The following is a 24465-nucleotide window of genomic DNA, read 5'->3' as shown; positions in this document are numbered from 1 at the left end:
CCGAAGGCTGCGATCTTTTGATTTTGCTCTTTAAAAAATCAAGGGATCGCAGCCTTCGGCAGCTCCTACAGAGGAATGTCAGCTGGCTTTGGATTCGTCTTTGCCTTTGACGCAAGCGAAGTCTTCTTCACGCAGCTCAGGCAGATCTTTCGCACAGTAATTGCTGCCCAGATCCTTCAGTGCGCCGCACATCCCCTCCAGCCGTCCGTCCACCGCTTGCAGATGATCGAGCAGTTGACCAATGGCGCGCGCTACCGGGTCGGGCATGTCTTCGCTGACACCGTAGGCATCAAAACCGATCTTTTCGGCCATGGCCTTACGCTTGGCGTCCTGCTCTTCGTCGGACTTGACGATGATCCGCCCCGGAATCCCCACGACTGTGGCGCCCGGCGGCACTTCTTTAGTCACGACCGCGTTGGAGCCAACCTTGGCACCGGCGCCCACGGTGAACGGGCCAAGCACCTTGGCGCCCGCGCCCACAACAACACCGTCACCCAGCGTCGGGTGGCGCTTACCTTTGTTCCAACTGGTACCACCGAGGGTCACGCCCTGGTAAATAGTCACGTCATCGCCAACCTCGGCGGTTTCACCGATGACGATGCCCATGCCGTGGTCAATAAAGAAGCGTCGACCAACTTTTGCGCCCGGATGAATCTCGATGCCGGTCAACCAGCGTCCGAAGTTCGACACCAGCCGCGCCAGCCATTTCAGTTCGTTGCGCCACAGCATGCCGGCCAATCGATGAATCCAGATCGCATGCATGCCGGGGTAGCAGGTCAGGACTTCAAAAGCGTTACGTGCCGCCGGGTCTCGATGGAATACGCTCTGGATATCTTCACGCAAACGCTCAAACATCATTTAGTCCTTCCGCTTAAGAAGCTCACCACGGGCCGCTTTTTGGGTTTCCGTGAGGATGCCACGCAAAATATTCATTTCTGCTCGGCTGACCGAGCTGCGTCCGTACAACCGGCGCAGGCGCGCCATCAAGTGTCGCGGTTTTTCCGGATCGAGGAATTCGATAGCGACCAGCGTCTGTTCCAGATGCTCATAAAAGCGCTCCAGCTCATCCATGGTCGCCAGCTCGGCGCTTTTCACCGAGGCCACTTCTTCTTTCTCGATCTTGCTCGGCTGACCTTGTGCGGCCAGCCAGGCCATGCGCACTTCGTAGCTCAACACCTGCACCGCTGCGCCGAGGTTCAGCGAACTGAACTCAGGGTCGGAGGGGATGTGCACGTGAAAGTGACATCGCTGCAGCTCGTCATTGGTCAGGCCGGAATCTTCACGGCCGAATACCAATGCGATTTCAGCACCCTGCCCGGCCTCCTCGACCACTTTGGTGCCGCATTCGCGCGGATCCAGCAGCGGCCAAGGGATACGGCGGTCACGGGCGCTGGTGCCGAGCACCAGATTGCAGCCGACCAAGGCATCTTCCAAGGTGGCGACGACTTGCGCGTTTTCAAGAATGTCACCGGCACCGGAGGCGCGAGCATCGGCCTCGTGGTGCGGAAACAGGCGCGGTTCGACCAGCACCAATCGCGACAGACCCATGTTTTTCATGGCGCGCGCGGCCCCGCCGATGTTGCCGGGGTGGCTGGTATTGACCAGGACGACACGAATGTTCTGCAGCAAGGGAGGCGCTCTCGGACACAGGAAAGGGGTGCAAATCTTACAGAACAGCCTACCGTTAAGCTATGAAAGCGAACAGCGACCTTCACCTGAAGAAAAGTTCTGATAGAATGCGCGGCTTTCTTTAACAACCTTAGGTGACACATCCATGCAGCCCATGCTGAATATCGCGCTGCGCGCCGCCCGCAGCGCCAGTGAACTGATCTTCCGCTCCATCGAGCGCCTGGATACCATCAAGGTCGACGAAAAAGACGCCAAGGATTATGTATCCGAGGTCGATCGCGCCGCCGAACAGAAAATCATCGATGCTCTGCGCAAGGCTTACCCGAATCACTCGATCCAGGGTGAAGAGACTGGCCTGCATGCCGGCACCGGCATCGAAGGCGAAGAGTACCTGTGGATCATCGATCCGCTGGACGGCACCACCAACTTCCTGCGCGGCATTCCTCACTTCGCTGTCAGCATTGCCTGCAAGTATCGTGGTCGCCTGGAGCACGCAGTGGTTCTGGACCCGGTACGCCAGGAAGAATTCACCGCCAGCCGTGGTCGCGGCGCTCAACTGAACGGTCGTCGCCTGCGCGTCAGCGGCCGCACCAGCCTCGACGGCGCTCTGCTGGGTACCGGCTTCCCGTTCCGTGACGACCAGATGGACAACCTCGACAACTATCTGGGCATGTTCCGCGCTCTGGTTGGTCAGACTGCCGGCATCCGCCGCGCCGGTTCGGCGAGCCTGGACCTGGCTTATGTCGCTGCCGGTCGTTTCGATGCATTCTGGGAGTCGGGCCTGTCCGAGTGGGACATGGCTGCAGGCGCCCTGCTGATTCAAGAAGCTGGCGGCCTGGTGAGCGACTTCACCGGCGGTCACGATTTCCTTGAAAAAGGCCACATCGTTGCCGGCAACACCAAATGCTTCAAGGCAGTTCTGACGGCGATCCAGCCGCACCTGCCGGCTTCGCTGAAGCGCTAAGCTGCAGGCGAAACGAAAAAAGCACCCTTCGGGGTGCTTTTTTTATGCCTGGAATTCGCCCTCTACCACACCACCTAATCACTGTAGGAGTGAGCCTGCTCGCGATAGCGGTGTATCAGTCGCCGCCCACTTTGAATGATAAATGGCTATCGCGAGCAGGCTCACTCCTACAGGGGATTTGCTGTGACGCGCAAATTGCGGGCACAAAAAAGCACCCCACAGGGTGCTTCTTTTTAAAACAGTCGGTCTTTACTGACCCGGCTCATTCTGCGAAAGAATCAGCTTACCTTCCTTGTCGACTGGAATCTGGTTGCCCGGATCGCGATCCATCCGCACTTTGCCTTCCTTGCCATCGAGCGAGTAACGCACGTCATAACCGACGACCTTGTCGCTGATGTCATTCACGGTGTTACAGCGAGTCTGGGTCGTGGTGTAGGTGTCGCGATTCTGCATACCTTCCTGCACCTTGTTACCGGCGTAACCACCACCGACTGCGCCAGCCACCGTGGCGATCTTCTTGCCGGTGCCGCCGCCGACCTGATTACCCAGCAAACCACCGGCTACCGCACCGATTGCAGTGCCAAGAATCTGGTGCTGATCTTTGACCGGCGCTTGGCGGGTCACCGCTACATCCTTGCACACTTCACGTGGCGTCTTGATCTGTGTTTTAACCGGCTCAACGGCCAACACTTGCGCATACTCAGGGCCGCTTTTAACCAGGCTGTAGGTGGCAACAGCACCCCCGGCAGTCACACCGACAGCACCCAATACCGCACCAACCAGCAACGACTTGTTCACATGAACCTCCTGACCATCACATGCGGGACAGGCCCGCGCTTCTCCCAGCCTTGGAGCATAAAAAAAGGCGCGAGTTCAACTCGCGCCTTTCTTGGGCTGACAGCCGGGAATGCGATGGCCGTTATGGACGGTCGTCGACTTCCTTCTCGGTGTTGGCCGGAGGAATCAGATCCTCGGTGCTCAGGTTCAGCCAGATCAACACCACGTTGGCGATGTAGATCGACGAGTAAGTACCCGCCAGAACACCGATGAACAGGGCGATCGAGAAGCCGAACAGATTGTCACCGCCGAAGAACAGCAGTGCCGCGATCGCCAGCAAGGTGGAGATCGACGTCGCCATGGTCCGCAACAGGGTCTGGGTGGTCGAGATGTTGATGTTCTCGATCAGCGTAGCCTTGCGCAGAACACGGAAGTTCTCACGAACCCGGTCGAATACCACGATGGTGTCGTTCAGCGAGTAACCGATGATCGCCAGCACCGCCGCCAGCACCGTCAGGTCGAAGGTGATCTGGAAGAACGACAGGATCCCGATGGTCACGATCACGTCGTGAATCAGCGAGACAATGGCGCCGACCGCGAACTTCCACTGAAAGCGGAAAGCCAGGTAGATCAGGATGCCGCCGAGCGCCAGCAGCATGCCGAGGCCGCCCTGGTCGCGCAGTTCTTCACCGACCTGCGGGCCGACGAACTCAACACGCTTGACCGTCGCCGGGTTGTCGCCACCGAGCTTCTGCAGCGCTTCCGCAACCTGATGACCCAGCTGCGGGTCTTCACCCGGCATGCGCACCAGCAGATCAGTGGTTGCACCGAAGCTCTGCACGATGGCTTCGTGGTAACCCGAAGTCACCAGCTCTTCACGCACTTTGGTGACGTCGGCCGGACGCTCGTAGGTCAGCTCGATGAGCGTACCGCCGGTGAAGTCCAGGCCCCAGTTCATACCCTTGGTCACGACACTGAACATAGCCAGCAACGTGAGAAACACTGTGACGCCGAACGCGAAGTTGCGAACGCCCATGAAGTTGATTGTACGTAACATGGCAGCCCCTTAAATCCACAACTTCTTGAAGTCACGTCCGCCAAAGATCAGGTTGACCATTGCGCGGGTAACCATGATGGCCGTGAACATCGAGGTAAAGATCCCGAGGGACATGGTCACTGCGAAACCTTTGACCGGGCCGGTGCCCATTGCAAAGAGAATCCCGCCGACCAACAAGGTAGTCAGGTTGGCGTCGAGAATCGCGGTGAATGCCCGGCCGAAGCCTTCGTTGATTGCACGCTGCACGGTCATGCCGGCGGCGATCTCTTCACGGATCCGCGAGAAGATCAGCACGTTGGCGTCGACCGCCATACCCATGGTCAGCACGATACCGGCGATACCCGGCAGGGTCAGTGTTGCCCCCAGCAGCGACATCAGCGCGAGCAGCAGCACCATGTTCACCGCCAGTGCGACGGTGGCGATAATGCCGAAGAAACGGTAGATGGCGATGATGAACAGCGACACGAACAGCATGCCCCACAGCGACGCATCGATACCTTTGGTGATGTTGTCAGCACCCAGGCTCGGGCCGATTGTGCGCTCTTCAGCGAAGTACATCGGTGCGGCCAGACCACCGGCACGCAGCAGCAGCGCCAGTTCGGACGACTCACCCTGACCGTTCAGGCCGGTGATGCGGAACTGAGCACCCAGCGGCGACTGAATGGTCGCCAGGCTGATGATCTTTTTCTCTTCCTTGAACGTTTGAACCGCGACGTCTTTCTCTACACCGTCGACCACTTGCTTGGTGTAGGTGGTGACCGGACGCTGCTCGATGAAGATCACCGCCATGCTGCGACCGACGTTCGAACGGGTCGCGCGGCTCATCAGCTCGCCACCGTGACCATCCAGACGGATGTTCACTTCAGGTGTGCCGTGCTCGCCGAAACCGGCCTTGGCGTCGGTCACCTGGTCACCGGTGATGATCAGGCCACGTTCGATCTGCGCAGGAGGACGATTGCCTTCACGGAACTCGAAAGTCTCGGAGGTGGCTTTCGAAGCACCCGGCTCTGCGGCCAGACGGAACTCAAGGTTGGCCGTCTTGCCAAGAATACGCTTGGCTTCGGCAGTGTCCTGCACGCCTGGCAGCTCAACCACGATGCGGTTGGCGCCTTGACGCTGGACGATCGGTTCGGCAACACCCAGCTCGTTGACGCGGTTACGTACCGTGGTCAAGTTCTGCTTGATGGAGTATTCACGGATTTCCGCCAGCTTGGCCGGGGTCATCGCCAGACGCAGCACCGGTTGACCGTTGAGGTCGGCCGGAACAATGTCGAAATCGTTGAAGTTCTTGCGGATTAGTGCACGGGCCTGTTCGCGGGAGTCTTCATCGCTGAAGCCCAACTGAATGGCACCGCCCAGTTGCGGCAGGCTGCGATAACGCAGTTTCTCTTTGCGCAGCAGGCTCTTGACGTCGCCTTCGTAGACTTTCAGGCGTGCATCGAGGGCTTTGTCCATGTCCACTTCCAGCAGGAAGTGCACACCACCGGACAAGTCCAGACCCAGCTTCATCGGGTGCGCGCCCAGATTGCGCAGCCATTGCGGAGTGGTCTGTGCCAGGTTCAGCGCGACGACGTAGTCATCACCCAACGCCTTGCGCACCACGTCTTTGGCCGGCAGCTGATCTTCAGCCTTGCTCAGACGGATCAGGCCGCCCTTGCCGTTTGCCGCCAGCGTGGCTGCCTTGACGTTGATGCCGGACTCGTGAAGCGCGGTGCTTACGCGGTCCAGATCGGCTTGATTGACCTGCAGAGCCGTGCTGGCGCCGCTGATCTGAATAGCCGGGTCATCGGGGTATAGATTCGGAGCGGAATAAATCAGACCGATCGCCAGCACCGCCAGGATCAGAATGTATTTCCACAGAGGATATTTGTTCAGCATCACGCCGCCCGTTATGACGCGGGGCGCCTTGCGCGCCCCGTCGATTGAGTAGAAGTTGTTGCTCTTAGATCGCTTTCAGCGTGCCTTTTGGCAGCGTGGCAGCGATGGCGCCTTTCTGGAACTTCATTTCCACGGTGTCGGAAACTTCCAGAACCACGAAGTCATCGGCCACTTTGGTGATCTTGCCGGCGATGCCGCCAGTGGTCACAACTTCGTCGCCCTTCTGCAGGCTGCTCAGCAGGTTCTTCTGCTCTTTGGCGCGCTTGGCCTGTGGACGCCAGATCATCAGGTAGAAGATGACCAGGAAGCCGACCAGGAAAATCCACTCGAAGCCGCCGCCCATTGGGCCGGCAGCAGCCGGTGCAGCCGCGTCAGCCATGGCGTTAGAGATAAAAAAGCTCATTTAGCACTCCAGTTGCAAATGTTGAATCTTGGGGTCAGAAAACTCAGTCCAAAGGCGGAACGGGGAGCCCGCGTTTGGCGTAGAAGGCATCGACAAAGGCGGCCAATGTACCCTGTTGAATAGCCTCGCGCAAACCAGCCATCAGCACCTGATAATGGCGCAAGTTATGGATGGTATTGAGCATGCTGCCGAGCATTTCGCCGCACTTGTCCAGGTGATGCAGATAAGCGCGCGAGAAGTTCTGGCAGGTATAGCAATCGCAGGTCGGATCCAGCGGCGATTCATCATGGCGATGGAACGCGTTACGGATCTTCAGCACGCCTGTATCAATGAACAGATGCCCATTGCGGGCATTACGGGTTGGCATCACGCAATCGAACATGTCCACACCGCGGCGCACACCCTCAACCAGATCTTCCGGTTTGCCAACGCCCATAAGGTAACGAGGTTTGTCAGCCGGCATCATGCCCGGCAGATAATCCAGCACTTTGATCATTTCGTGCTTCGGTTCGCCCACCGACAGACCGCCAATGGCCAGACCATCAAAGCCGATCTTGTCGAGGCCTTCGAGCGAGCGCATGCGCAGATTCTGGTGCATGCCGCCCTGGACAATACCGAACAACGCTGCGGTGTTTTCACCGTGGGCATTTTTCGAACGCTGGGCCCAGCGCAGCGACAACTCCATCGAAACGCGCGCGACGTCTTCGTCAGCCGGGTATGGCGTGCATTCGTCGAAGATCATTACGATGTCGGAACCGAGATCGCGCTGAACCTGCATCGATTCTTCCGGGCCCATGAACACTTTGGCGCCGTCGACCGGGGAAGCGAAGGTCACGCCCTCCTCCTTGATCTTGCGCATCGCGCCGAGGCTGAACACCTGGAAGCCACCGGAGTCGGTGAGGATCGGGCCTTTCCACTGCATGAAATCGTGGAGGTCGCCGTGCTCCTTGATTACCTGAGTGCCGGGACGCAGCCACAGGTGAAAGGTGTTGCCCAGAATGATTTCCGCGCCAGTGGCGACGATGTCACGCGGCAACATGCCCTTGACCGTGCCGTAAGTGCCCACCGGCATGAACGCCGGGGTCTCGACGGTGCCACGGGGGAAGGTCAGGCGACCACGACGAGCCTTGCCATCGGTGGCAAGGAGCTCAAAGGACATTCGACATTCGCGACTCATTCTGTTTCCTCTGGGCCTGTTTCTTTAGGGGCAGTCGGTGCGGGATTGCGGGTGATGAACATCGCATCACCGTAGCTGAAAAAGCGGTAACCGTTGTCGACGGCAGCCTTGTAGGCGGCCATGGTTTCGGGATAACCGGCGAACGCGGAAACCAGCATCAGCAGTGTGGATTCCGGCAAATGGAAATTGGTCACCAAGGCGTCGACCACATGGAACGGCCGGCCTGGGAAGATAAAGATATCGGTGTCGCCACTGAACGGCTTGAGCACGCCATCGCGCGCCGCACTTTCCAGCGAACGCACGCTGGTGGTGCCGACCGCGATCACTCGACCGCCGCGCGCACGGCACGCCGCGACCGCATCGACCACATCCTGGCCGACTTCCAGCCACTCGGTGTGCATGTGGTGGTCTTCAAGCTTCTCGACGCGCACTGGCTGAAACGTCCCTGCGCCCACATGCAAGGTGACGAACGTGGTCTCGACGCCCTTGGCAGCAATCGCTTCCATCAGTGACTGATCGAAATGCAGCCCTGCGGTCGGTGCCGCCACCGCGCCCAAGCGCTCGGCGTACACGGTCTGATAACGCTCGCGATCCGAGCCTTCGTCCGGGCGGTCTATATAAGGAGGCAACGGCATGTGCCCGACGCGATCGAGCAGCGGCAACACTTCTTCAGCGAAGCCCAGTTCGAACAACGCATCGTGACGCGCAAGCATTTCTGCCTCGCCACCGCCGTCGATGAGGATCTTCGAACCCGGCTTCGGCGACTTGCTGGAACGCACATGGGCCAGCACGCGGTGCGTATCGAGCACCCGCTCAACGAGGATTTCCAGCTTGCCGCCGGACGCTTTCTGCCCGAACAGCCGCGCGGGAATCACCCGGGTATTGTTGAACACCATCAAATCGCCCGGGCGCAAATGCTCGAGCAAATCAGTGAATTGACGGTGTGCAAGGGCGCCGCTCGGCCCGTCAAGGGTCAGCAGGCGACTACCGCGACGCTCGGCCAAAGGGTGGCGGGCGATCAGCGAATCAGGGAGCTCGAAAGTAAAGTCAGCAACGCGCATGATGGGGTTCGTCTAGCAGGGCCGGAAAGTCTAGCGGAAATATTGAAAATTCTCTATGTACCTGATTGACCGACGGTAATCTCATCTCTATACTTCGCCGCCATTGAGCCCTGATGGCGGAATTGGTAGACGCGGCGGATTCAAAATCCGTTTTCGAAAGGAGTGGGAGTTCGAGTCTCCCTCGGGGCACCAAAATTAAGAAAGGTCTTGCTTAGCAAGGCCTTTTTTTTCGTCTGCTGGAAAGTGCCAACCAAGGTATGCAAGGTGCTGGATGCCGAAATGCAGGTGCACATGCTCGCTGGCCAGACACGCCAGCGCATGCCTAGGCAATTCGAGGTACTCGGTATTCTCGAAGACGCGACAGCACCACCCAAAGCATTCGGAGCAACCGCCGCCAACGACTACGGCAATCCTCTACCGCTTCGAGCTACTTGAAAAACCAGAAATCTTCATCTGAGACAGGGCCCAACCGGGACCCTACTTGTTGATCATGTCACACCAATAGTTCAAGCTTTCTAACTTGAACTCATAGCCTGGTGGCGATTTCCTTCCAGATATATCCGTAGTTGTATTCCAACCAACGGACGAGCAATTTGTCGAACTGCCTGCGTAACCAATTGTTTTGCCTCGCCGCTCGCCTTTCCTCAATCATGGCGTTGAGGGAATCAGGATCAAAGCCTGTCCATACCGTTGGTAGGGCAGCTGCAATATTGCTGTAGCACACCGGTGCGACTTCGGAATAAAGGATCTCGTAGAGAATGTGGGGATCAACACCTTTGACTTCGCTGGCTATGTAGTCGTAATCAACTGGAAAATCGTTAAAAGGATCCGAAAGCGCGACTCTAACCTTTGTCAGTTCAGGCTGACTCAAAGTATGTCCCAATGGGAGAACTCCTCTAATTCCTCATCGAGCGAGTCTGCAACGGTACCGCCTGCAACACCTCCGACGATGGTTCCGACAATCACTACGGCAAATGCACAGATCGGAGCGCCCGGCCCACAGAGCGCACTGCCCCCCAGCCCGGCCAGAATGCCAAGGGTATATGGCTATCGCCGATAATCACTGTCCCCGATCCGCCAACTACGATACCGCCGTGGGCGCCGCCGGTGTCGATGGTTGCGGCATTCTTGCCGTTGATGAAAACGGTAGAAGACAGTCCTGATGAAAGCGCGCTACCGCAAGTGCAAGCGTCGCCCTGACGCGCGGCGGGTAGGCCATCAAAGAAAACGTCAGAAGAGCCTACCGCAATGGGGTTAGTACCGTGCCCAGGTACCGGACAACTGTAAGGATCACTTTTACGTGCTGCTGGCTTAGCCATGATGACCTCCTGTCAAAATTCCTTGTAGGCCTCATAACCTAACAGAACAACCAACAGATCAGGAACCTTGGGACGGTATACTTGGACGGAGTCTGCGGCCATCCGACTACCGGAATCACTAACAGCTGCCCAGTAAAACTTTACAAAGGTCCACCCCATGGAAACGTCACTGGAAACAGTCGCCCTCTTCTCCCTCAAACTCGCTTACGAGGAAGAAGGCCTGAGCCCGATTCTGCGGGACGACATGGTCATGGGTGATTATCAGAAAGACATTTTCGAGTTGTTGGTACGCCGTGGCGATGTCGAGGCTATTCAGTTCAAGATGAATGAATGCCTGGGCTTGGCGATGACTGCCTTGGGCGGTGTCGAGAAACCGCTGGGACGCGAGCTGCACAAGTTGTCTGCGGAGTTCAGCGAGGCGCAGTCGCTGGAGCAGCTCGGTCAGCCGCTCCTCGCGCTCAAGGGTTATTTGAAAGACATCCTGTGATCGAACGGGGCGATCACTTGCGCACCTTCACCACTCGAATCTTGATCGGAAACCCACCCGCTCCCTTCAGCGTCTTCCATCCCACGTACTGGAATATCAAATCCTCGTCGATGGGGTCGCCCCGCTCCACCATTGGTCCACCCAGCACCGCGACCTCCTTATAGACGGCGCAGCTGCCCGAATTGGGGCCGACGACGTAGACCACATAGGGTTTGACGTATTGCACCGCGCGGAAATGTCGGCCGCACTTCCAGTCGACCGTAAGCATCAACGTCTTCAGATACGCTTCGCCATCCGTTTCCGATTCCTCGGCGAGTTCTTTGAGCTTGCCGATTCCGCCGACGTCTTTAAATCCCAAAGCCCGTGCTCGCTGGTATTCCGGGGATTTCTGGTGCTCGGCCTGAGCCTTGTAGTATTGCTCTTGAAGCTCTGCGACCAGGACCGGCTCTTCCTTGTTCCGGATCTCGAACGCTTGGGCAATGATGGTTTCGCAACGGGTATATTCGGGAGAGGCAAGGCTTGCCGGGGCGAGGTGATCGCGGTGGACGTACAGCGTGTGATTCAAGCTGTCGACGCGGCTCATCGCTTGCCTGGTCGTCATGACCCCGCTTTGAACCCTGTTCACCACCTCCTGAAAACTCTGACAATCGGCGAGGTAGCCTTTCCAGGCGACCTCCGGGGTTTCATCCCAGCCGGCAACCGCCGGGGTCATTACGATGGCAAACAGGAAAGCGCTGAGCAGGCGCGAGACAGAAGAAACCGTAGGCATGTGTAGTCCGTTACGCAGTTGAAGAAAGTGGCGCGAAGCTACTATTTTGCTATCTTGCCGTCCACATCGCTGGAGGCGTATCAACCGCCTCCGTTATCGGGCGCTCGGGAATAAATCAATGGATGCTGTGTTGTGCTTGCTGGTAATGGCCGGAACCTGGTTTTGGGTGGTGAAGCAACGGGGTGAGTGGAATTTGTGGGTTGCCAACCTCGCCGGTGCAGGAAGTAGCGTGGTGACCGGCATTGTTTTCACGCTTATTTATGGCGGACTGATTGGTACGTCGATGGCGACGCAGAATCTGGATCGCAGTCTGGTGGTTTTCATGACCAGCGCAGGCGTTCTGGCGGGTGTATGGATGTGGGTTGCCAATCGCCGCCAACCCGAACATCCGGTGGCACGGCAACTGTTGGGCGCGGTGTGTGGCTTTGCTGCCGGCATGACGACGCTCACGTTTCTGGCGGTGAATTATTTTCCCCACACTTGATTGGACGGCGCGCCGGTTTTGCTATCGTGCTGCCCAGCATCGGCGTTCACTTCGGACGTGCGTTGGTTTCAGATTTAGAAGTTTAAGGAAAGGATCGAATGGATTTTCTGCGTTTACTGGCATTTGTCGCCACCTGGGGTTTCATGTGGCGCTGGGTCGTGAAAAACCGCGGTAGCTGGAATATTTTCTACGGCAATATCGTTGGAGTAGCAGGCGGCCTCATCGTGGGTTTAGTGGTGCTGTCGATCACGTTCTCGTTGTTTCCGTCGGCGCACACGCCCGAAGCAGCGCGAACAGAAGACGCGGTGACACAGAACGTCGAGCCCACTTCGTTGTTGCCGGAGTCCGAATCAGCGTCGACGACCGTTGCCCTCGAAAACGCGCCCGCCTTCGCGGCAATCGAACCGGACAACACGCCCTCGCCGGCCGACTCCGCGCTGCTGCCGAACTACGCCAGCCGGGCGCCGAAGTCGATGTCGGAAAAGTCCGTGCTCGAGCAAAGCGATGAGCAGGGTCGCAAAGCCTTGACCGCGCTGAGCAATAAACTCGGACACGATGCCGACAGCGACAAGTCGATGCTCGCCTATGTCATGTGCAGTCCATTTATCACCAGCACCCTGCGCTTCCCGGCTTCGGCACAATTTGCCGACAGCAAGTCGCTCACCACTCAGCGCTTCAAGGATCAGGTTTACACCTTCAGCAACATCCTGACCGCACGGAACATGAATGGCGACGATGTCAGCTACCGTTTCAATTGCTCGGTACAAGAAAAAGCTTCGTCGTCCGAATGGACGCTGCTGAGTCTGAAATTGCAGAAAACCGACTCTTAAGCCTCGCTTAAGGGTTCAAGGCGCCGGCTGCGCTATCATCGCCGGCCTGTGCGCCTTGAGCTAGTCCCCGGATGTCCGCAACCCTTGATGACCTGACCCCGCTGCCAGCTGTTTTGGCCGGCCCGCTGCTGCGACGGCTGGAACCGACTCGGCTGGTGTTCTGGCTGGTCGGCACGCGCCATTTGTCACTAACCCTGCGCCTGCAAGGTGTAGGAGACATTCCCCTCGACGCCGGGAAATGCACGGTGATTCCCGTAGGACGCCACGGGTTTGTTCATCTTATCGATGTGGCTCTCGACAACGCCCTGCCCTGCGACACGCGGATTGACTATGACCTGCTGATCGACGACGCCACCGGCATCGCCGATTGGGCACCGCATCTGTTGTACAGCGAGGCGACGAGCCCGAACTTCGTTCTGCGTTCGCGGATCGATCAACTGCTGCATGGCTCCTGCCGTAAACCCCATCACCCGGCAACGGACGGTTTGCTCTGTGTCGATCAACTATTAGCGACCGAAACCGACCCGCAACAACGCCCCGCCCTGTTGATGATGAGCGGTGATCAGGTCTACGCCGACGATGTGGCCGGTCCGATGCTGCGGGCGATTCACGCTTTGATCGAACGCCTCGGCCTGTTCGACGAACACCTCGAAGGCGCGGTGGTCAGCGACAGCGCCAAAATCTACGAACACCCGGCCAGTTACTACCACCGTGCGGATTTGTTACCGGCGCTGGAAAGCAACGAGACATTGCGCGAGCGATTTTTCGGCGGTGCGCGTAAGCCGATTTTCACCAGCAGCAGTGCTGACAATCACCTGGTGACCTTGGCCGAAGTCATGGCGATGTACCTGCTGGTGTGGTCGCCGACGGCCTGGTCGCTGATCGATCCGCAAGCCCCCGAACTGACGCCCGAACGCCTCAAGCGCTACACCCTCGAACAGACGCGCATCGACGCGTTCAAGGCTGGCCTGGGCAACGTCGCCCGCGCGCTGGCGCATCTGCCGAGCCTGATGATTTTCGATGATCACGACATCACCGATGACTGGAACCTGTCTGCGCAGTGGGAGGAAACGGCCTACGGTCATCCGTTTTCCAAACGCATCATCGGCAATGCGCTGATTGCCTATATGTTGTGTCAGGGCTGGGGCAACAATCCCGACGCCTTCAAAGCTGTGATGGAGAAAATCCTCGCGCTGAGCGCCAGTGGCAATGACCAGTATCTCGACAGTCCGGTGCAGGATGATCTGATCGATGATCTGCTGCGCTTTCAGCAGTGGCATTTCGTGCTGACGACGAGCCCGGCGCTGGTGGTCATCGACACCCGCACCCGGCGCTGGCGCAGCGAAATGGCGCTCAAGCAACCTTCGGGATTACTGGATTGGGAGGCCTTGAGCGAGCTGCAGCAGGAGCTGCTCGATCACCCGTCGGCGATCATCGTTTCCCCGGCACCGATCTTCGGCGTGAAGCTGATCGAAACCGTGCAGAAAGTGTTCAGTTGGTGCGGTTTTCCGCTGCTGGTCGACGCGGAAAACTGGATGGCCCATCGGGGTGCCGCCCAAGTGATCCTGAACATTTTCCGACACTCGCGCACACCGGGTAACTACGTGGTGCTGTCCGGCGATGTGCATTATTCCTTCGTCTACGAAGTGCTTATCCGCCACCGCAAGGCTGGCCCGAGAATCTGGCAGATCACCAGCAGCGGCATCAAGAACGAGTTTCCGAAAACCCTCCTGGAGTGGTTCGACCGCCTCAACCGCTGGCTCTACTCGCCGCGCTCACCGTTGAACTGGTTTACCAAACGCCGCCGCATGCGCATCGTCCCGTATAAGCCGGAACATGCTGAGGCAGGTGAACGCTTGTGGAATTCGGCGGGGATCGGCCAGGTGTTTTTCAATGAGCAGGGGCAGCCGCGCGAGATCATTCAGCACAATGCCAATGGCGCGGCGAAGACGCGGATGTTGGCGCCGGATCTGGCGGATTATCCCGACTAGAGGCTGTCCGTTGTGGAGCGAGCTTGCTCGCGAATGCGGTCGAGCATTCAGCATTAATGTCGACTGTGACGACGCCTTCGCGAGCAAGCTCGCTCCCACAGGGTTATCGGATATCCATTAACTCGCGGAAACAATCCGTCCAATTCCTCTGACAATCATCTCCACCTCCCGCTCATCAATCGTCAGCGGTGGCAGCAGCCGTATCGTCTTGCCACGGGTGACGTTGATCAACAGCCCATGATCCCGCGCGGCGATCAGCGTCAGATCACGCACCGGTTGTTTCAACTCGATGCCGATCATCAAACCCTGACCACGAATCGCCAGTACATTGGGATTGTCCGCCAGCTCTGCCCGTAGCCGGGTCAACAGACGTTCCCCTTGAAGCCGGGCGTTTTCCAGCAGGCCCTGTTCTTCGATGATATCCAGCACTGTGCAAGCCACCCGGCAGGCCAGCGGATTGCCGCCGAAGGTGCTGCCATGGCTACCGGGCGTGAACAGATCCGCCGCTCTGCCCCGCGCCAGACACGCGCCGATCGGCACGCCATTGCCCAGCCCTTTTGCCAGGGTCATCACGTCCGGAACGATGCCTTCATGCTGGAATGCAAACCAACGCCCCGTGCGACCGATACCAGTCTGAATTTCGTCGAGCATCAGCAGCCATGCATGACGATTGCACAATTCGCGCAGAGCTTTCAGATAACCGGGAGGCGCCAGTTGCACGCCACTTTCGCCCTGAATCGGCTCGACCAGAATAGCCACGATGCGCTCGCCATGCTTTTGCTGCACCTGCTTGAGCGCCGCGAGATCACCGAACGGCACTTTGAGGAAATCCCCCGGCAGCTCATTGAAACCCAGCCGCACCGCCGGGCCATCGCTGGCCGACAAAGTGCCAAGCGTGCGGCCATGGAAGGCGTTGGCCATGACCACCACCAGCGGCTGTTCGATGCCCTTGCGCCAGCCGTACAAACGCGCGAGTTTGAGCGCGGTTTCATTGGCCTCGGCGCCAGAGTTATTGAAGAACGCCCGCGCCATTCCCGACAGCTCAGTCAGCCGTTTGGCCAACTGTTGCTGCCAGTCGATGCTGTACAGATTGGATGTGTGCAGCAGCAATCCCGCCTGCTCACTGATCGCCGAAACAATCCGCGGGTGAGAGTGGCCGACGTTGGTCACCGCCACACCGGCAACCGCATCCAGATACTCGCGACCGGCCTGATCCCACAGGCGGGTGCCGAGGCCTTTGGTGAAACTCAGGGCCAGCGGTTGGTAGGTGTTCATCAGGGCGGCGGTCATGACTTCAAACTCCAGTGAAGGTCGGTGAGCTGGCAGTATGGTTAGCCACCGAAACTGGATAAACTTGGGAAAACTTCATTCATTTAAAAGCAGAGCTTGATAATGGACTTGTTCCAGTCGATGAGCGTGTACGTCAAAGTCGTCGAGGGCGGGAGCATGACCGCGGCCGCGTTGCAGTGCGACATGTCAACGACCATGGTTGGCAATCATCTGCGGGCGCTGGAGCAAAGGCTCGGTGTGCAGCTGCTGCAGCGCACCACTCGACGTCAGCGGCTGACTGAATTCGGCAGTGTTTATTACCAACGTTGCCTAGATGTATTGGGACTGGTAGCCGACTCGGAACGCCTTGCCGAACAGGCCCTCGATGAGCCACGCGGTCTGCTGCGTATTACCGCGCCGCTAACCTTTGGCGTAGAACGCCTGGCACCAGCGCTCAGCGAATTCTCCCTGCAATACCCGCAGGTCAAAATGGATGTGGTGCTGACCAACAGCCGCCCGGACCTGCTGGAAAGTGGTCTGGATGTAGCGTTTCGGTTGGGCCACTTCGAAGAGTCAAACCTGATCGCCCGCCCCTTGATCGACTACACCCTGACCGTCTGCGCCTCGCCGGAATACGTCGCCCGTCGCGGCATGCCGCAAACCCCGGAAGACCTGCGACTCCACGACTGCCTGTCATTCGCCTACCCCGCCGGCGACGATTGGCAATCCGTGGAAAAACGCTGGCGCCTCGGCGGCCCCGACGGGGAAATACTCGTCGACGTCAGCGGACCGATGCTGATGAATACGTCTGCTGGCCTGCATCAGGCCGCGCGCACCGGCATGGGCATCGTCATGTTGCCCGACGCACTGGTGGAACAGGATCTGCGTAGCGGCAAACTGGTAACCGTCGTCCCCGACTTCCAACCGCCGAGCCGTCCACTGCATCTGCTTTACGCACCAGATCGCTATCGCTTGCCAAAACTGCGCCGATTCGTGGAGTTTGCGATGCAGACGTGGGGGAAATCCTGAGGCTGCCCGCCCCACCCTTCCATGAAAAATCGCTGACAAGGACCCGAACAGCCGATGAACAACACACTCGACGTACGTGATTTGCTGCCCGCCGAAACGGAATCGGTGCGGCAGTTTCTCGGCCAGCATGGCTGGGGCCATCGCACCGGCTCAACTGAACATTTCGCCCTGCTGATCAAGAACTCTCAGCGCACCGCCGTCGCCGTGCAAGGTGAGCAGATCATCGGATTCGCCCGCGGGATCAGCGATGGTTTGTCCAATGGTTACCTGTCGATGGTGGTGGTCGACGACCAGCATCGGCGGGCAGGGATTGGCCGCGCACTGGTCGAGCACATCATGGGCGACAACCCCGATATTACCTGGGTGCTGCGCGCCGGACGCGAGGGCGCAGAAGCTTTTTTTGCCAGCCTGGGTTTTGAGACCTCGGTGATTGCCATGGAACGGCCGCGCCTGAAATAGCGCACGTCGGGAAAAAACTCGACCGGCAGACCGTTGCTCCGTGACAACGCCGCCCCGCTCCCCTAAATTAGTCGGCCTGAAAAAGCCCTCGGGCTTGCTCATCTCAACTCAAGTTAAAAAGTAGTGAAATTTCAATGTCCGATTTCAACACCGCTGAATCCGTAGTCACCGAATCGTCCAAAGCGGAATACGAAAACTCCATCAATCTTTCACAACACCTTCCACAAGCCAAAATCATCAGCGAAATGGTCCTGGATGCTTTCCAGTCGACCCGTGAAAGCGACCAGATCCGCGAGCTGCGCGCCGCGATCCGTCAGGCTCACGACAGCTTCGATGATGACAAGGCCTATGAGCTGATGGGCGAACTCAAGGCGCTGAAAGACGCCGAAGCTGCCGACCTCGCAGCCTTGGAAGACCTCAGCAGCAAGTTCTCGATCGGCCGTATCCTGTCGAGCTTCAAGGACGATCCGGCGTTCCAGGAAATCGTTTATGGCCTGGCCCTCAAAGTGCTGAACCAGACCCATCAGGCGATCAGCAATCCGAGCGGTGGCAAGAGCAAAGCGGCGAAGAAGAAAGAAGTCGAAATCTTCACCATCAGCAAGGACGGCATCAGCGTGACCCTGCCACTGCGCACACCGCGCTCGCGTCTGAACGTCGACCGTGAAGCGCTGGAGTTCCTCGGTTTCACCTTCGTCGGTGAAGGCGAAGAAGCGGAACTGGAGAGCGAAGTCTTCGTGGATAACGACGGCACTGAGCAGGCGGTGAACCGCAAGAACATCATCACCGCCCTGCAAAAGCAGACCGCGTTCGATGGCTACAGCATCGCCGCGCAGTAAGAGCGCAGCGTCAAACGAAAAAGCCCCGCGCTGAAATTCAGGCGGGGCTTTTTGTTTTCTGGCGTTCGGTGGTTACGCGCCTGAATGCACAGCCACAATCATGTCGACCTCGATCGCCGCGTTCTTCGGCAACTGATACACACCAATGGTGGTGCGGGTGTGTCGACCAGCGTCGCCAAGCACATGGCTGAACACGTCCGAAGCACCATTGGCCACTTCACTCAGATCGACAAAATCAGGCGTCGACTTCACGTACACGGTCACCCGCAACAGCGCCTTGATCTTGTCCAGCGAACCCACCGCATCGACGATCAGCGCCAGGCAACGCATCGCACTGATGCTCGCAGCAGCCTGCGCATCCTTGAGCGTCAACTCCAGCCCGACCCGGCCCGGATACTGAATCTTGCCGTGGGTGCGCGGCACCATGCCGCTGATATACAACTCATCGTGATGACGGATCAGCGGCGCGTAATTGCCGCCGGCGGTGTTCTCACCATAGATGTCGTAATTCAGCTCTTGGGCCAGGGCAATGAAACGCTCGTCGCAGCTCATCCTCTCAGTCATTTCGCCCAGCCTTTTCGATTCAATCCACAAGTTCCGATGGTTGAGTGCCACACCATAGGCATGGACGAGCCATCGACATATTTGGATCCAAATCTAGGGCTTTTACGACCGCACCGCAACCTGCGCCTACAGATGTTGATTCCAAAGGCGTTGGCGGTTTAGGGCGTACAAATATTCGTCAGGCCAGTACATCGCTACGATTGTCCTGAACAGTGACTCGGCCTAAGGTCGACATGGCTCCTGACTAAGAAATACGCCCATGCGGCACGGGTGGGATTGGTATCTAGCTGTTTATTTGCAGTTATAGCGATTTATCACTATAACCATCAATAAGTTCGTATGAGATCAAGCTTTGGACAAGAATACCAACCCCTTCAACCCTGGAGCAGGCGTCTCACCACCCGAGCTGGCAGGACGATCCGAGGTACTGGAAACGGCGGATACAGCGCTTGCCCGCACGAAACGTGGGAAGCACGCCAAGTCCCTTATGATCCTGGGATTACGGGGTGTCGGGAAAACGGTGCTTCTGAATCAAATCAAGGATCGGGCTATCGCCTTGGGCTATCTAGCCGAAATGCAGGAAGCCCACGATGGCGCAGAGCTAAAGCAACTGTTGATACCGGTTCTACGCCGTCTTCTGTTACGTCTGGACCGAGTGCAAAACACGGTCGAGACCGTCAGAAAAGGCATACGGGTTTTGCGCAGCTTTATTGGCAATATCACTATCGCGGCAGGTGGAGCAGAAGTAACACTGGGTGGCGACTCTGAGGCGGGTTATGCAGATAGTGGAAATCTTGAAGATGACTTGCGAGACATTCTGATAGCAACAGCAGAAGCGGCACGAGACACAGGTCAGCCAGTAGCCATATTCATTGACGAGCTGCAGTACCTTTCCAAAGATGAGCTAGGTGCGCTTATCCGCGCAATCCACGCAATCAACCAAGCGGCCTTGCCTCTGATCCTGTTCGGCGCAGGACTCCCTCAGTTGGCCGGACAGGCAGGCGATGCCAAAAGCTATGCCGAGCGACTGTTCGAGTTCCCACGGTTGGGAGCGCTATTGGAAGTGGATGCGTGGAAAGCCTTGCGTGATCCCGTTGAAGATGAGGGCGCCAGGATTTCTGACGAGGCGCTGCGCGAAATCTATGAAAAGACTCATGGTTACCCCTACTTTCTCCAAGAGTGGGGTTACACCGCATGGAACATAGCGAAAGATAAAATCATTACGGAACAGGATGCGCAGGCAGCAACCGAGGAAAGCATTCGCAAGCTTGATGAGTCGTTTTTCCGGGTTCGCTTTGATCGTACGACGCCTGCCGAAAGGGATTACATGCGTTGTCTGGCAGAACTGGGAGAAGGTCCGCAACGTTCTGCCGACGTAGCAAAAAAACTGGGTAGAAACGCGACGAGTCTTGGCCCGGTGCGCGATAGCCTGATTAAAAAAGGCATGATCTACAGCCCCGAATATGCGCTTATCGCGTTCACTGTTCCGCTGTTTGATGAGTTCATGCGACGAGGGCCATAACCTGCCCCAACAAAAAACCCCGCACATCTCTCAATGTGCGGGGTTTTTCTTCAAGCCTTTGAGCCTTACGGCGCGTACGTCAGCAGCAGCTCTGCCGGCACCTTGAAGTCCAGGGACATCATGACGCTCAACGCAGTGATGGTGAAGATCGAGAACACGAACAGCTTGCGTGCCCAGACCGTGTCATCCACCGCTTTGTAGCCGGTCCAGGCCATGTACAACCAGTACATGCCCATGGCCGCGGCAACCGCGAGGTAGCTCATGCCGGCGTAACCGCTGAAGGTCAGCATCAAGGTCGCCACGAGGAACGCCAGGATGTAGAGCAGGATGTGCTTCTTCGCCACTTGAATCCCGCGCTTCACTGGCAACACAGGAATCGATGCGGCCAGGTAATCGTTGAAGCGGAAGATCGCGATGGCGTAGGAATGCGGCATCTGCCACAGGCTGAACATCACCAGCAACGTCAGCGCGGCCATGTCGAAGCTGTTGGTTACGGCAACGTAACCGATCACTGGCGGCATGGCGCCCGACAGACTGCCCACCAGCGTGCCGTGAACCGACTTGCGCTTGAGGTACAGGCTGTAGAAGCCGACGTAGATGATGAAGCCGATTACCGCGAACAAAGCGGCCAACGGGTTGGCCACTTTGTACAACAGTGCAACGCCGAGAACACCAAGGATGGTCGCGTAGACCAGGGCCAGTTTCAGGGAGATCAAGCCCTGGACCAGCACCCGGTTCTTGGTGCGTTCCATCTTCAGGTCGATGTCGCGGTCGATGCAGTTGTTGAACACGCAACCGGAGGCGACAACCAGGGATGTACCGATCATGGCAGCCAGAAACACCGCCAGATCCACATGCCCTTTCGAGGCCAGGAAGAACCCGCCTGCCACAGAAAGCACGTTACCGAAAATGATCCCCGGTTTGGTGATTTGGATAAAGTGCTTGAGCGACATCGGGTCTACCTCACTTCGCCATCATGTACGTGTGGATGCTGAACATGATCCACAGCGACAGGCCAACCAGCAGCACAATCACGATCGCGGCGAACACGAAGGCAATCACGTTGTTACGTTGCGCAGCCGAGCGATCCAGGTGCAGGAAGTACACCAGGTGGACAACCACCTGGATCACGGCGAAGGCCAGAACGATCATCAGCGTGATCGACTTCGGCAACGACGGGTACATCACCAGAGCAAACGGGATTGCTGTCAGGATCACCGACAGAATGAAGCCGATCGCGTAGGACTTGACGCTGCCGTGGCCGGCGTCGTCGTGGCTGTCATGGGAGTGTGCATTAGCCATTACAGGGTCCCCATCAGGTAAACAACGGTGAATACGCAGATCCACACCACGTCCAGGAAGTGCCAGAACAGGCTCAGGCAGCTCAGACGGGTCTTGTTGGTCGCCGTCAGGCCGTGCTTGTTGACCTGGTACATCATGATGCCCATCCAGATCAGACCCGCGGATACGTGCAGACCGTGGGTACCGACCAGGGTGAAGAACGCGGACAGGAAGCCCGAACGGCTAGGACCGAAGCCCTCGGAGATCAGCAGGTGGAACTCGTTGATCTCCATGGCGATGAAGCCTGCGCCCAGCAGGAAGGTCATGAACAACCAACCCAGAACCTGCTGCTTTTTGCCTTTGTACAACGCCAGCATGGCGAAGCCGTAGGTGATCGAACTGAACAACAGCAGAGCGGTTTCGCCCAGCACGTATGGCAGTTCGAAGATGTCGTGGCCCGCAGGGCCACCGGCGACGTTGTTTACCAGTACCGCGTATACCGCGAAGATCGACGCAAACAAGATGCAGTCGGTCATCAGGTAGAGCCAGAAACCGTATACGGTCATCTCGCCCGAATCGTGGTGATGGTCATCGTGCCCATGTTCACCATGGGCGTGTCCAGCATTGGTCACTAAATTCGACATGGTTTAAGCCTGTTCCAACGAGGTTTCAACACGGGTGGCATTGGCCGGGATTTTCCCTGCCGCGACCAGACGCTTGTGCTGCTCGGCTTCGATACGTTCGATCGTTTCAACCGGAACCATATAGCCCTGGTCGTCACGTGCAGCGTGGATCACGAAGTAGACAACAGTGCCTACCAGGCTCGCGATCGCCAGCCACCAGATGTGCCAGATCATGGCGAAACCGAAGACGGTCAACAGCGCGCCCATCACCACACCAGTGGCGGTGTTGTTCGGCATGTGGATCGGCTCGTACTTGGCCGGTTGCTGGTACGCAGTACCGTTTTCCTTGGCTTCAGTGAACGGGTCGATGCAGTCAGCCTTTGGCAGCACAGCGAAGTTGTAGAACGGCGGAGGCGACGAGGTCGACCATTCCAGAGTGTGTGCATTCCACGGGTCACCGTGATCGCAAATGTTCTCTGGCTTGTTGCGGTCACGCACACTGACGTACAGCTGAATCAGTTGGCAGGCGATACCGGCAGCGATCATCACCGCACCGAACATGGCAACGTACAGGTACGGTACCCACTCAGGGTTGGTGGTGGCGTTCAGACGACGGGTCATGCCCATGAAGCCCAGTGCATAGAGCGGCATGAACGCGACGAAGAAGCCCGAGATCCAGAACCAGAACGCTGCTTTACCCCAACCTTCGTGCAGCTTGAAGCCGAACGCTTTCGGGAAGTAGAACGCGAAACCAGCGATGTAACCGAATACCGCACCACCGATGATCACGTTGTGGAAGTGCGCGATCACGAACAGGCTGTTGTGCAGAACGAAGTCAGCACCCGGGATGGCCAGCAGTACGCCAGTCATGCCGCCGATGGCGAAAGTCACCATGAAGCCCAGAGTCCACAGCACCTGGCTGGTGAAGCGCAGACGGCCCTGGTAGATGGTGAACAGCCAGTTGAATAGCTTCACACCCGTCGGGATGGAAATAAGCATCGTCGCCAGACCGAAGAAGGCGTTGACGCTTGCACCCGAACCCATGGTGAAGAAGTGGTGCAGCCAAACCATGAAGCCCAGTACCGAGATCGCGCCCGAGGCGTAGATCATCGAGTGGTGGCCGAACAGTTTCTTGCCGGTGAACGCCGAGATCACTTCCGAGAAGATGCCGAATGCCGGCAGGATCAGGATGTAAACCTCAGGGTGGCCCCAGGCCCAGAACAGGTTGACGTACATCATTGGATTGCCACCAAGTTCATTGGTGAAAATGTGGAAATCCATGTAACGGTCAAGGGTCAGCAGTGCCAGGGTAGCGGTCAGGATCGGGAACGAAGCCACGATCAGAACGTTTGCCCAGGTGCAGGTCCAGGTGAAGATCGGCATGTCCATCAGTTTCATGCCAGGGGTACGCATTTTCAGTACGGTCGCGAGGAAGTTAACCCCCGTTAGCGTCGTACCTAACCCGGATAACTGTAGCGCCCAGATGTAGTAGTCCATGCCCACGCCAGGGCTGTATTGCAGACCCGACAGTGGTGGATAGGCAACCCAACCGGTCTTGGCGAATTCGCCGACGCCCAGCGACAGGTTGATCAGTACTACGCCGGAAACCAGCAGCCAGAAGCTCAGGGAGTTCAGGAACGGGAACGCAACGTCACGCGCGCCGATCTGCAGCGGCACTGCAAGGTTCATCAGGCCGGTGAAGAATGGCATCGCCATGAAGATGATCATGATCACACCGTGAGCGGTGAAGATCTGGTCATAGTGTTCAGGTGGCAGGTAGCCAGGCGAACCCTCGGTGGCCATGGCCAACTGGGTACGCATCATGATCGCGTCGGCAAAACCGCGCAGCAGCATGACCATGGCGACGATGATGTACATCACGCCGATTTTCTTGTGGTCTACCGAGGTCAACCACTCGGTCCACAGGTACGTCCACTTCTTGAAGTAGGTGATTGCAGCGAACAGCGCCAGACCACCGAGCGCGATCATGGCGATGGTAATCATCACGATCGGTTCGTGGAATGGGACTGCTTCCCAACTTAATTTACCAAACATC

Annotated in this window: 25 protein-coding genes, 1 tRNA gene and 2 pseudogenes; 10 read left to right on the top strand and 18 right to left on the bottom strand. The window is 57.8% G+C overall.

Annotated features, from left to right (window positions below; translation table 11 throughout):
- Positions 1-78 precede the first annotated feature (78 nt).
- Both cysE and trmJ read right to left on the bottom strand, forming a co-directional pair.
- The gene (cysE, locus tag EJA71_RS15830) at positions 79-855 is read right to left on the bottom strand and encodes a serine O-acetyltransferase (RefSeq protein ID WP_158958321.1); all 777 of its coding nucleotides are present in this window, start codon (positions 853-855) and stop codon (positions 79-81) included.
- Between the two features lie 3 nt (positions 856-858).
- Entirely contained in the window at positions 859-1629 is a 771-nt protein-coding gene (gene trmJ, locus EJA71_RS15825) for a tRNA (cytosine(32)/uridine(32)-2'-O)-methyltransferase TrmJ (RefSeq protein ID WP_008084663.1), read from the bottom strand.
- 145 nt (positions 1630-1774) lie between these two features.
- Between trmJ and suhB the strand changes: the two genes are divergently transcribed.
- Positions 1775-2593 carry an inositol-phosphate phosphatase gene (gene suhB / locus EJA71_RS15820; protein ID WP_016773320.1) on the top strand — a complete coding sequence of 273 codons (819 nt, stop codon included), beginning with the start codon at positions 1775-1777 and terminating at the stop codon, positions 2591-2593.
- Positions 2594-2842: 249 nt separating this feature from the next.
- On the opposite strand, the gene EJA71_RS15815 is transcribed toward suhB, so the two are convergent.
- The 6 genes from EJA71_RS15815 to queA all read right to left on the bottom strand — a co-directional run bounded on the left by EJA71_RS15815 (position 2843) and on the right by queA (position 8946).
- Positions 2843-3391, bottom strand: coding sequence for a glycine zipper 2TM domain-containing protein (locus tag EJA71_RS15815; RefSeq protein WP_008084667.1), 549 nt, complete (start codon positions 3389-3391; stop codon positions 2843-2845).
- A 121-nt stretch (positions 3392-3512) separates the two neighbouring features.
- The gene (gene secF / locus EJA71_RS15810) at positions 3513-4427 is read right to left on the bottom strand and encodes a protein translocase subunit SecF (protein ID WP_158958319.1); all 915 of its coding nucleotides are present in this window, start codon (positions 4425-4427) and stop codon (positions 3513-3515) included.
- 9 nt (positions 4428-4436) lie between these two features.
- Positions 4437-6305 carry a protein translocase subunit SecD gene (secD, locus tag EJA71_RS15805; protein ID WP_158958317.1) on the bottom strand — a complete coding sequence of 623 codons (1869 nt, stop codon included), beginning with the start codon at positions 6303-6305 and terminating at the stop codon, positions 4437-4439.
- Between the two features lie 64 nt (positions 6306-6369).
- Positions 6370-6708: a preprotein translocase subunit YajC gene (gene yajC / locus EJA71_RS15800; RefSeq protein WP_007916913.1), complete on the bottom strand. Its 339-nt coding sequence runs from the start codon at positions 6706-6708 to the stop codon at positions 6370-6372.
- 43 nt (positions 6709-6751) lie between these two features.
- Complete coding sequence (gene tgt, locus EJA71_RS15795) at positions 6752-7867, bottom strand: tRNA guanosine(34) transglycosylase Tgt (RefSeq protein ID WP_163004910.1); 1116 nt, start codon at positions 7865-7867, stop codon at positions 6752-6754.
- 14 nt (positions 7868-7881) lie between these two features.
- Entirely contained in the window at positions 7882-8946 is a 1065-nt protein-coding gene (queA, locus tag EJA71_RS15790) for a tRNA preQ1(34) S-adenosylmethionine ribosyltransferase-isomerase QueA (RefSeq protein WP_158958315.1), read from the bottom strand.
- A gap of 107 nt (positions 8947-9053) precedes the next feature.
- Between queA and EJA71_RS15785 the strand changes: the two genes are divergently transcribed.
- Positions 9054-9138, top strand: a tRNA-Leu gene (locus tag EJA71_RS15785).
- Positions 9139-9472: 334 nt separating this feature from the next.
- Here the strand turns inward: EJA71_RS15785 and EJA71_RS15780 are convergent.
- Both EJA71_RS15780 and EJA71_RS15775 read right to left on the bottom strand, forming a co-directional pair.
- Positions 9473-9829 carry a hypothetical protein gene (locus tag EJA71_RS15780; RefSeq protein WP_158958313.1) on the bottom strand — a complete coding sequence of 119 codons (357 nt, stop codon included), beginning with the start codon at positions 9827-9829 and terminating at the stop codon, positions 9473-9475.
- A gap of 145 nt (positions 9830-9974) precedes the next feature.
- A pseudogene (locus tag EJA71_RS15775) lies at positions 9975-10265 on the bottom strand (PAAR domain-containing protein); the annotation flags it as partial.
- A 157-nt stretch (positions 10266-10422) separates the two neighbouring features.
- On the opposite strand from EJA71_RS15775, the gene EJA71_RS15770 reads away from it, so the two are divergent.
- Entirely contained in the window at positions 10423-10752 is a 330-nt protein-coding gene (locus EJA71_RS15770; RefSeq protein ID WP_158958310.1) for a hypothetical protein, read from the top strand.
- A 13-nt stretch (positions 10753-10765) separates the two neighbouring features.
- Here EJA71_RS15770 and EJA71_RS15765 read toward each other — a convergent pair whose 3' ends face one another.
- Positions 10766-11521 (bottom strand): hypothetical protein, encoded by a 756-nt coding sequence (locus EJA71_RS15765; protein ID WP_158958308.1) that lies wholly within the window; start codon positions 11519-11521, stop codon positions 10766-10768.
- 118 nt (positions 11522-11639) lie between these two features.
- Between EJA71_RS15765 and EJA71_RS15760 the strand changes: the two genes are divergently transcribed.
- The 3 genes from EJA71_RS15760 (at position 11640) to EJA71_RS15750 (ending at position 14826) form a co-directional block, all read left to right on the top strand.
- The gene (locus EJA71_RS15760; RefSeq protein ID WP_158958306.1) at positions 11640-12005 is read left to right on the top strand and encodes a hypothetical protein; all 366 of its coding nucleotides are present in this window, start codon (positions 11640-11642) and stop codon (positions 12003-12005) included.
- Between the two features lie 98 nt (positions 12006-12103).
- The gene (locus tag EJA71_RS15755) at positions 12104-12835 is read left to right on the top strand and encodes a hypothetical protein (RefSeq protein ID WP_158958304.1); all 732 of its coding nucleotides are present in this window, start codon (positions 12104-12106) and stop codon (positions 12833-12835) included.
- A 71-nt stretch (positions 12836-12906) separates the two neighbouring features.
- A complete protein-coding gene (locus tag EJA71_RS15750) occupies positions 12907-14826 on the top strand; it encodes an alkaline phosphatase D family protein (protein ID WP_158958302.1) in 1920 nt (639 codons plus the stop codon).
- A gap of 15 nt (positions 14827-14841) precedes the next feature.
- On the opposite strand, the pseudogene EJA71_RS27695 reads toward EJA71_RS15750, so the two are convergent.
- Both EJA71_RS27695 and EJA71_RS15745 read right to left on the bottom strand, forming a co-directional pair.
- Positions 14842-14940 (bottom strand): annotated as a pseudogene (locus EJA71_RS27695) (metal ABC transporter ATP-binding protein); the annotation flags it as partial.
- Positions 14941-14943: 3 nt separating this feature from the next.
- Positions 14944-16116: an aspartate aminotransferase family protein gene (locus tag EJA71_RS15745; RefSeq protein ID WP_158958300.1), complete on the bottom strand. Its 1173-nt coding sequence runs from the start codon at positions 16114-16116 to the stop codon at positions 14944-14946.
- A 102-nt stretch (positions 16117-16218) separates the two neighbouring features.
- Between EJA71_RS15745 and EJA71_RS15740 the strand changes: the two genes are divergently transcribed.
- The 3 genes from EJA71_RS15740 (at position 16219) to EJA71_RS15730 (ending at position 18419) form a co-directional block, all read left to right on the top strand.
- The gene (locus EJA71_RS15740) at positions 16219-17124 is read left to right on the top strand and encodes a LysR family transcriptional regulator (protein WP_158958298.1); all 906 of its coding nucleotides are present in this window, start codon (positions 16219-16221) and stop codon (positions 17122-17124) included.
- A 54-nt stretch (positions 17125-17178) separates the two neighbouring features.
- The gene (locus tag EJA71_RS15735; protein WP_158958296.1) at positions 17179-17583 is read left to right on the top strand and encodes a GNAT family N-acetyltransferase; all 405 of its coding nucleotides are present in this window, start codon (positions 17179-17181) and stop codon (positions 17581-17583) included.
- A 134-nt stretch (positions 17584-17717) separates the two neighbouring features.
- Positions 17718-18419, top strand: coding sequence for a hypothetical protein (locus EJA71_RS15730; RefSeq protein ID WP_158958294.1), 702 nt, complete (start codon positions 17718-17720; stop codon positions 18417-18419).
- A gap of 72 nt (positions 18420-18491) precedes the next feature.
- On the opposite strand, the gene EJA71_RS15725 is transcribed toward EJA71_RS15730, so the two are convergent.
- Positions 18492-18983 carry a RidA family protein gene (locus EJA71_RS15725; protein ID WP_158958292.1) on the bottom strand — a complete coding sequence of 164 codons (492 nt, stop codon included), beginning with the start codon at positions 18981-18983 and terminating at the stop codon, positions 18492-18494.
- A gap of 352 nt (positions 18984-19335) precedes the next feature.
- Between EJA71_RS15725 and EJA71_RS15720 the strand changes: the two genes are divergently transcribed.
- Positions 19336-20505 (top strand): AAA family ATPase, encoded by a 1170-nt coding sequence (locus tag EJA71_RS15720; protein ID WP_158958290.1) that lies wholly within the window; start codon positions 19336-19338, stop codon positions 20503-20505.
- Positions 20506-20570: 65 nt separating this feature from the next.
- On the opposite strand, the gene cyoE is transcribed toward EJA71_RS15720, so the two are convergent.
- Genes cyoE through cyoB form a run of 4 tightly spaced genes read right to left on the bottom strand, consistent with a single transcriptional unit; the run spans position 20571 to position 24464 of the window.
- The gene (cyoE, locus tag EJA71_RS15715) at positions 20571-21458 is read right to left on the bottom strand and encodes a heme o synthase (protein WP_007916939.1); all 888 of its coding nucleotides are present in this window, start codon (positions 21456-21458) and stop codon (positions 20571-20573) included.
- Between the two features lie 10 nt (positions 21459-21468).
- The gene (cyoD, locus tag EJA71_RS15710; protein WP_053123586.1) at positions 21469-21807 is read right to left on the bottom strand and encodes a cytochrome o ubiquinol oxidase subunit IV; all 339 of its coding nucleotides are present in this window, start codon (positions 21805-21807) and stop codon (positions 21469-21471) included.
- On the bottom strand, positions 21807-22430 hold the full coding sequence (gene cyoC / locus EJA71_RS15705) for a cytochrome o ubiquinol oxidase subunit III (protein WP_129395410.1): 624 nt from the start codon (positions 22428-22430) through the stop codon (positions 21807-21809). The genes cyoD and cyoC overlap by 1 nt, the downstream gene beginning before the upstream one ends.
- Before the next feature lie 3 nt (positions 22431-22433).
- Positions 22434-24464: a cytochrome o ubiquinol oxidase subunit I gene (gene cyoB, locus EJA71_RS15700; protein WP_158958288.1), complete on the bottom strand. Its 2031-nt coding sequence runs from the start codon at positions 24462-24464 to the stop codon at positions 22434-22436.
- Position 24465: the final 1 nt, after the last annotated feature.

The organism is Pseudomonas sp. PB106, from assembly GCF_009764645.1.
In the GTDB taxonomy this organism is placed as follows: Bacteria; Pseudomonadota; Gammaproteobacteria; order Pseudomonadales; family Pseudomonadaceae; genus Aquipseudomonas.
The sequence above is the reverse complement of the archived record's forward strand: the minus strand, read 5'-3'. Positions and strand labels throughout refer to the sequence as shown.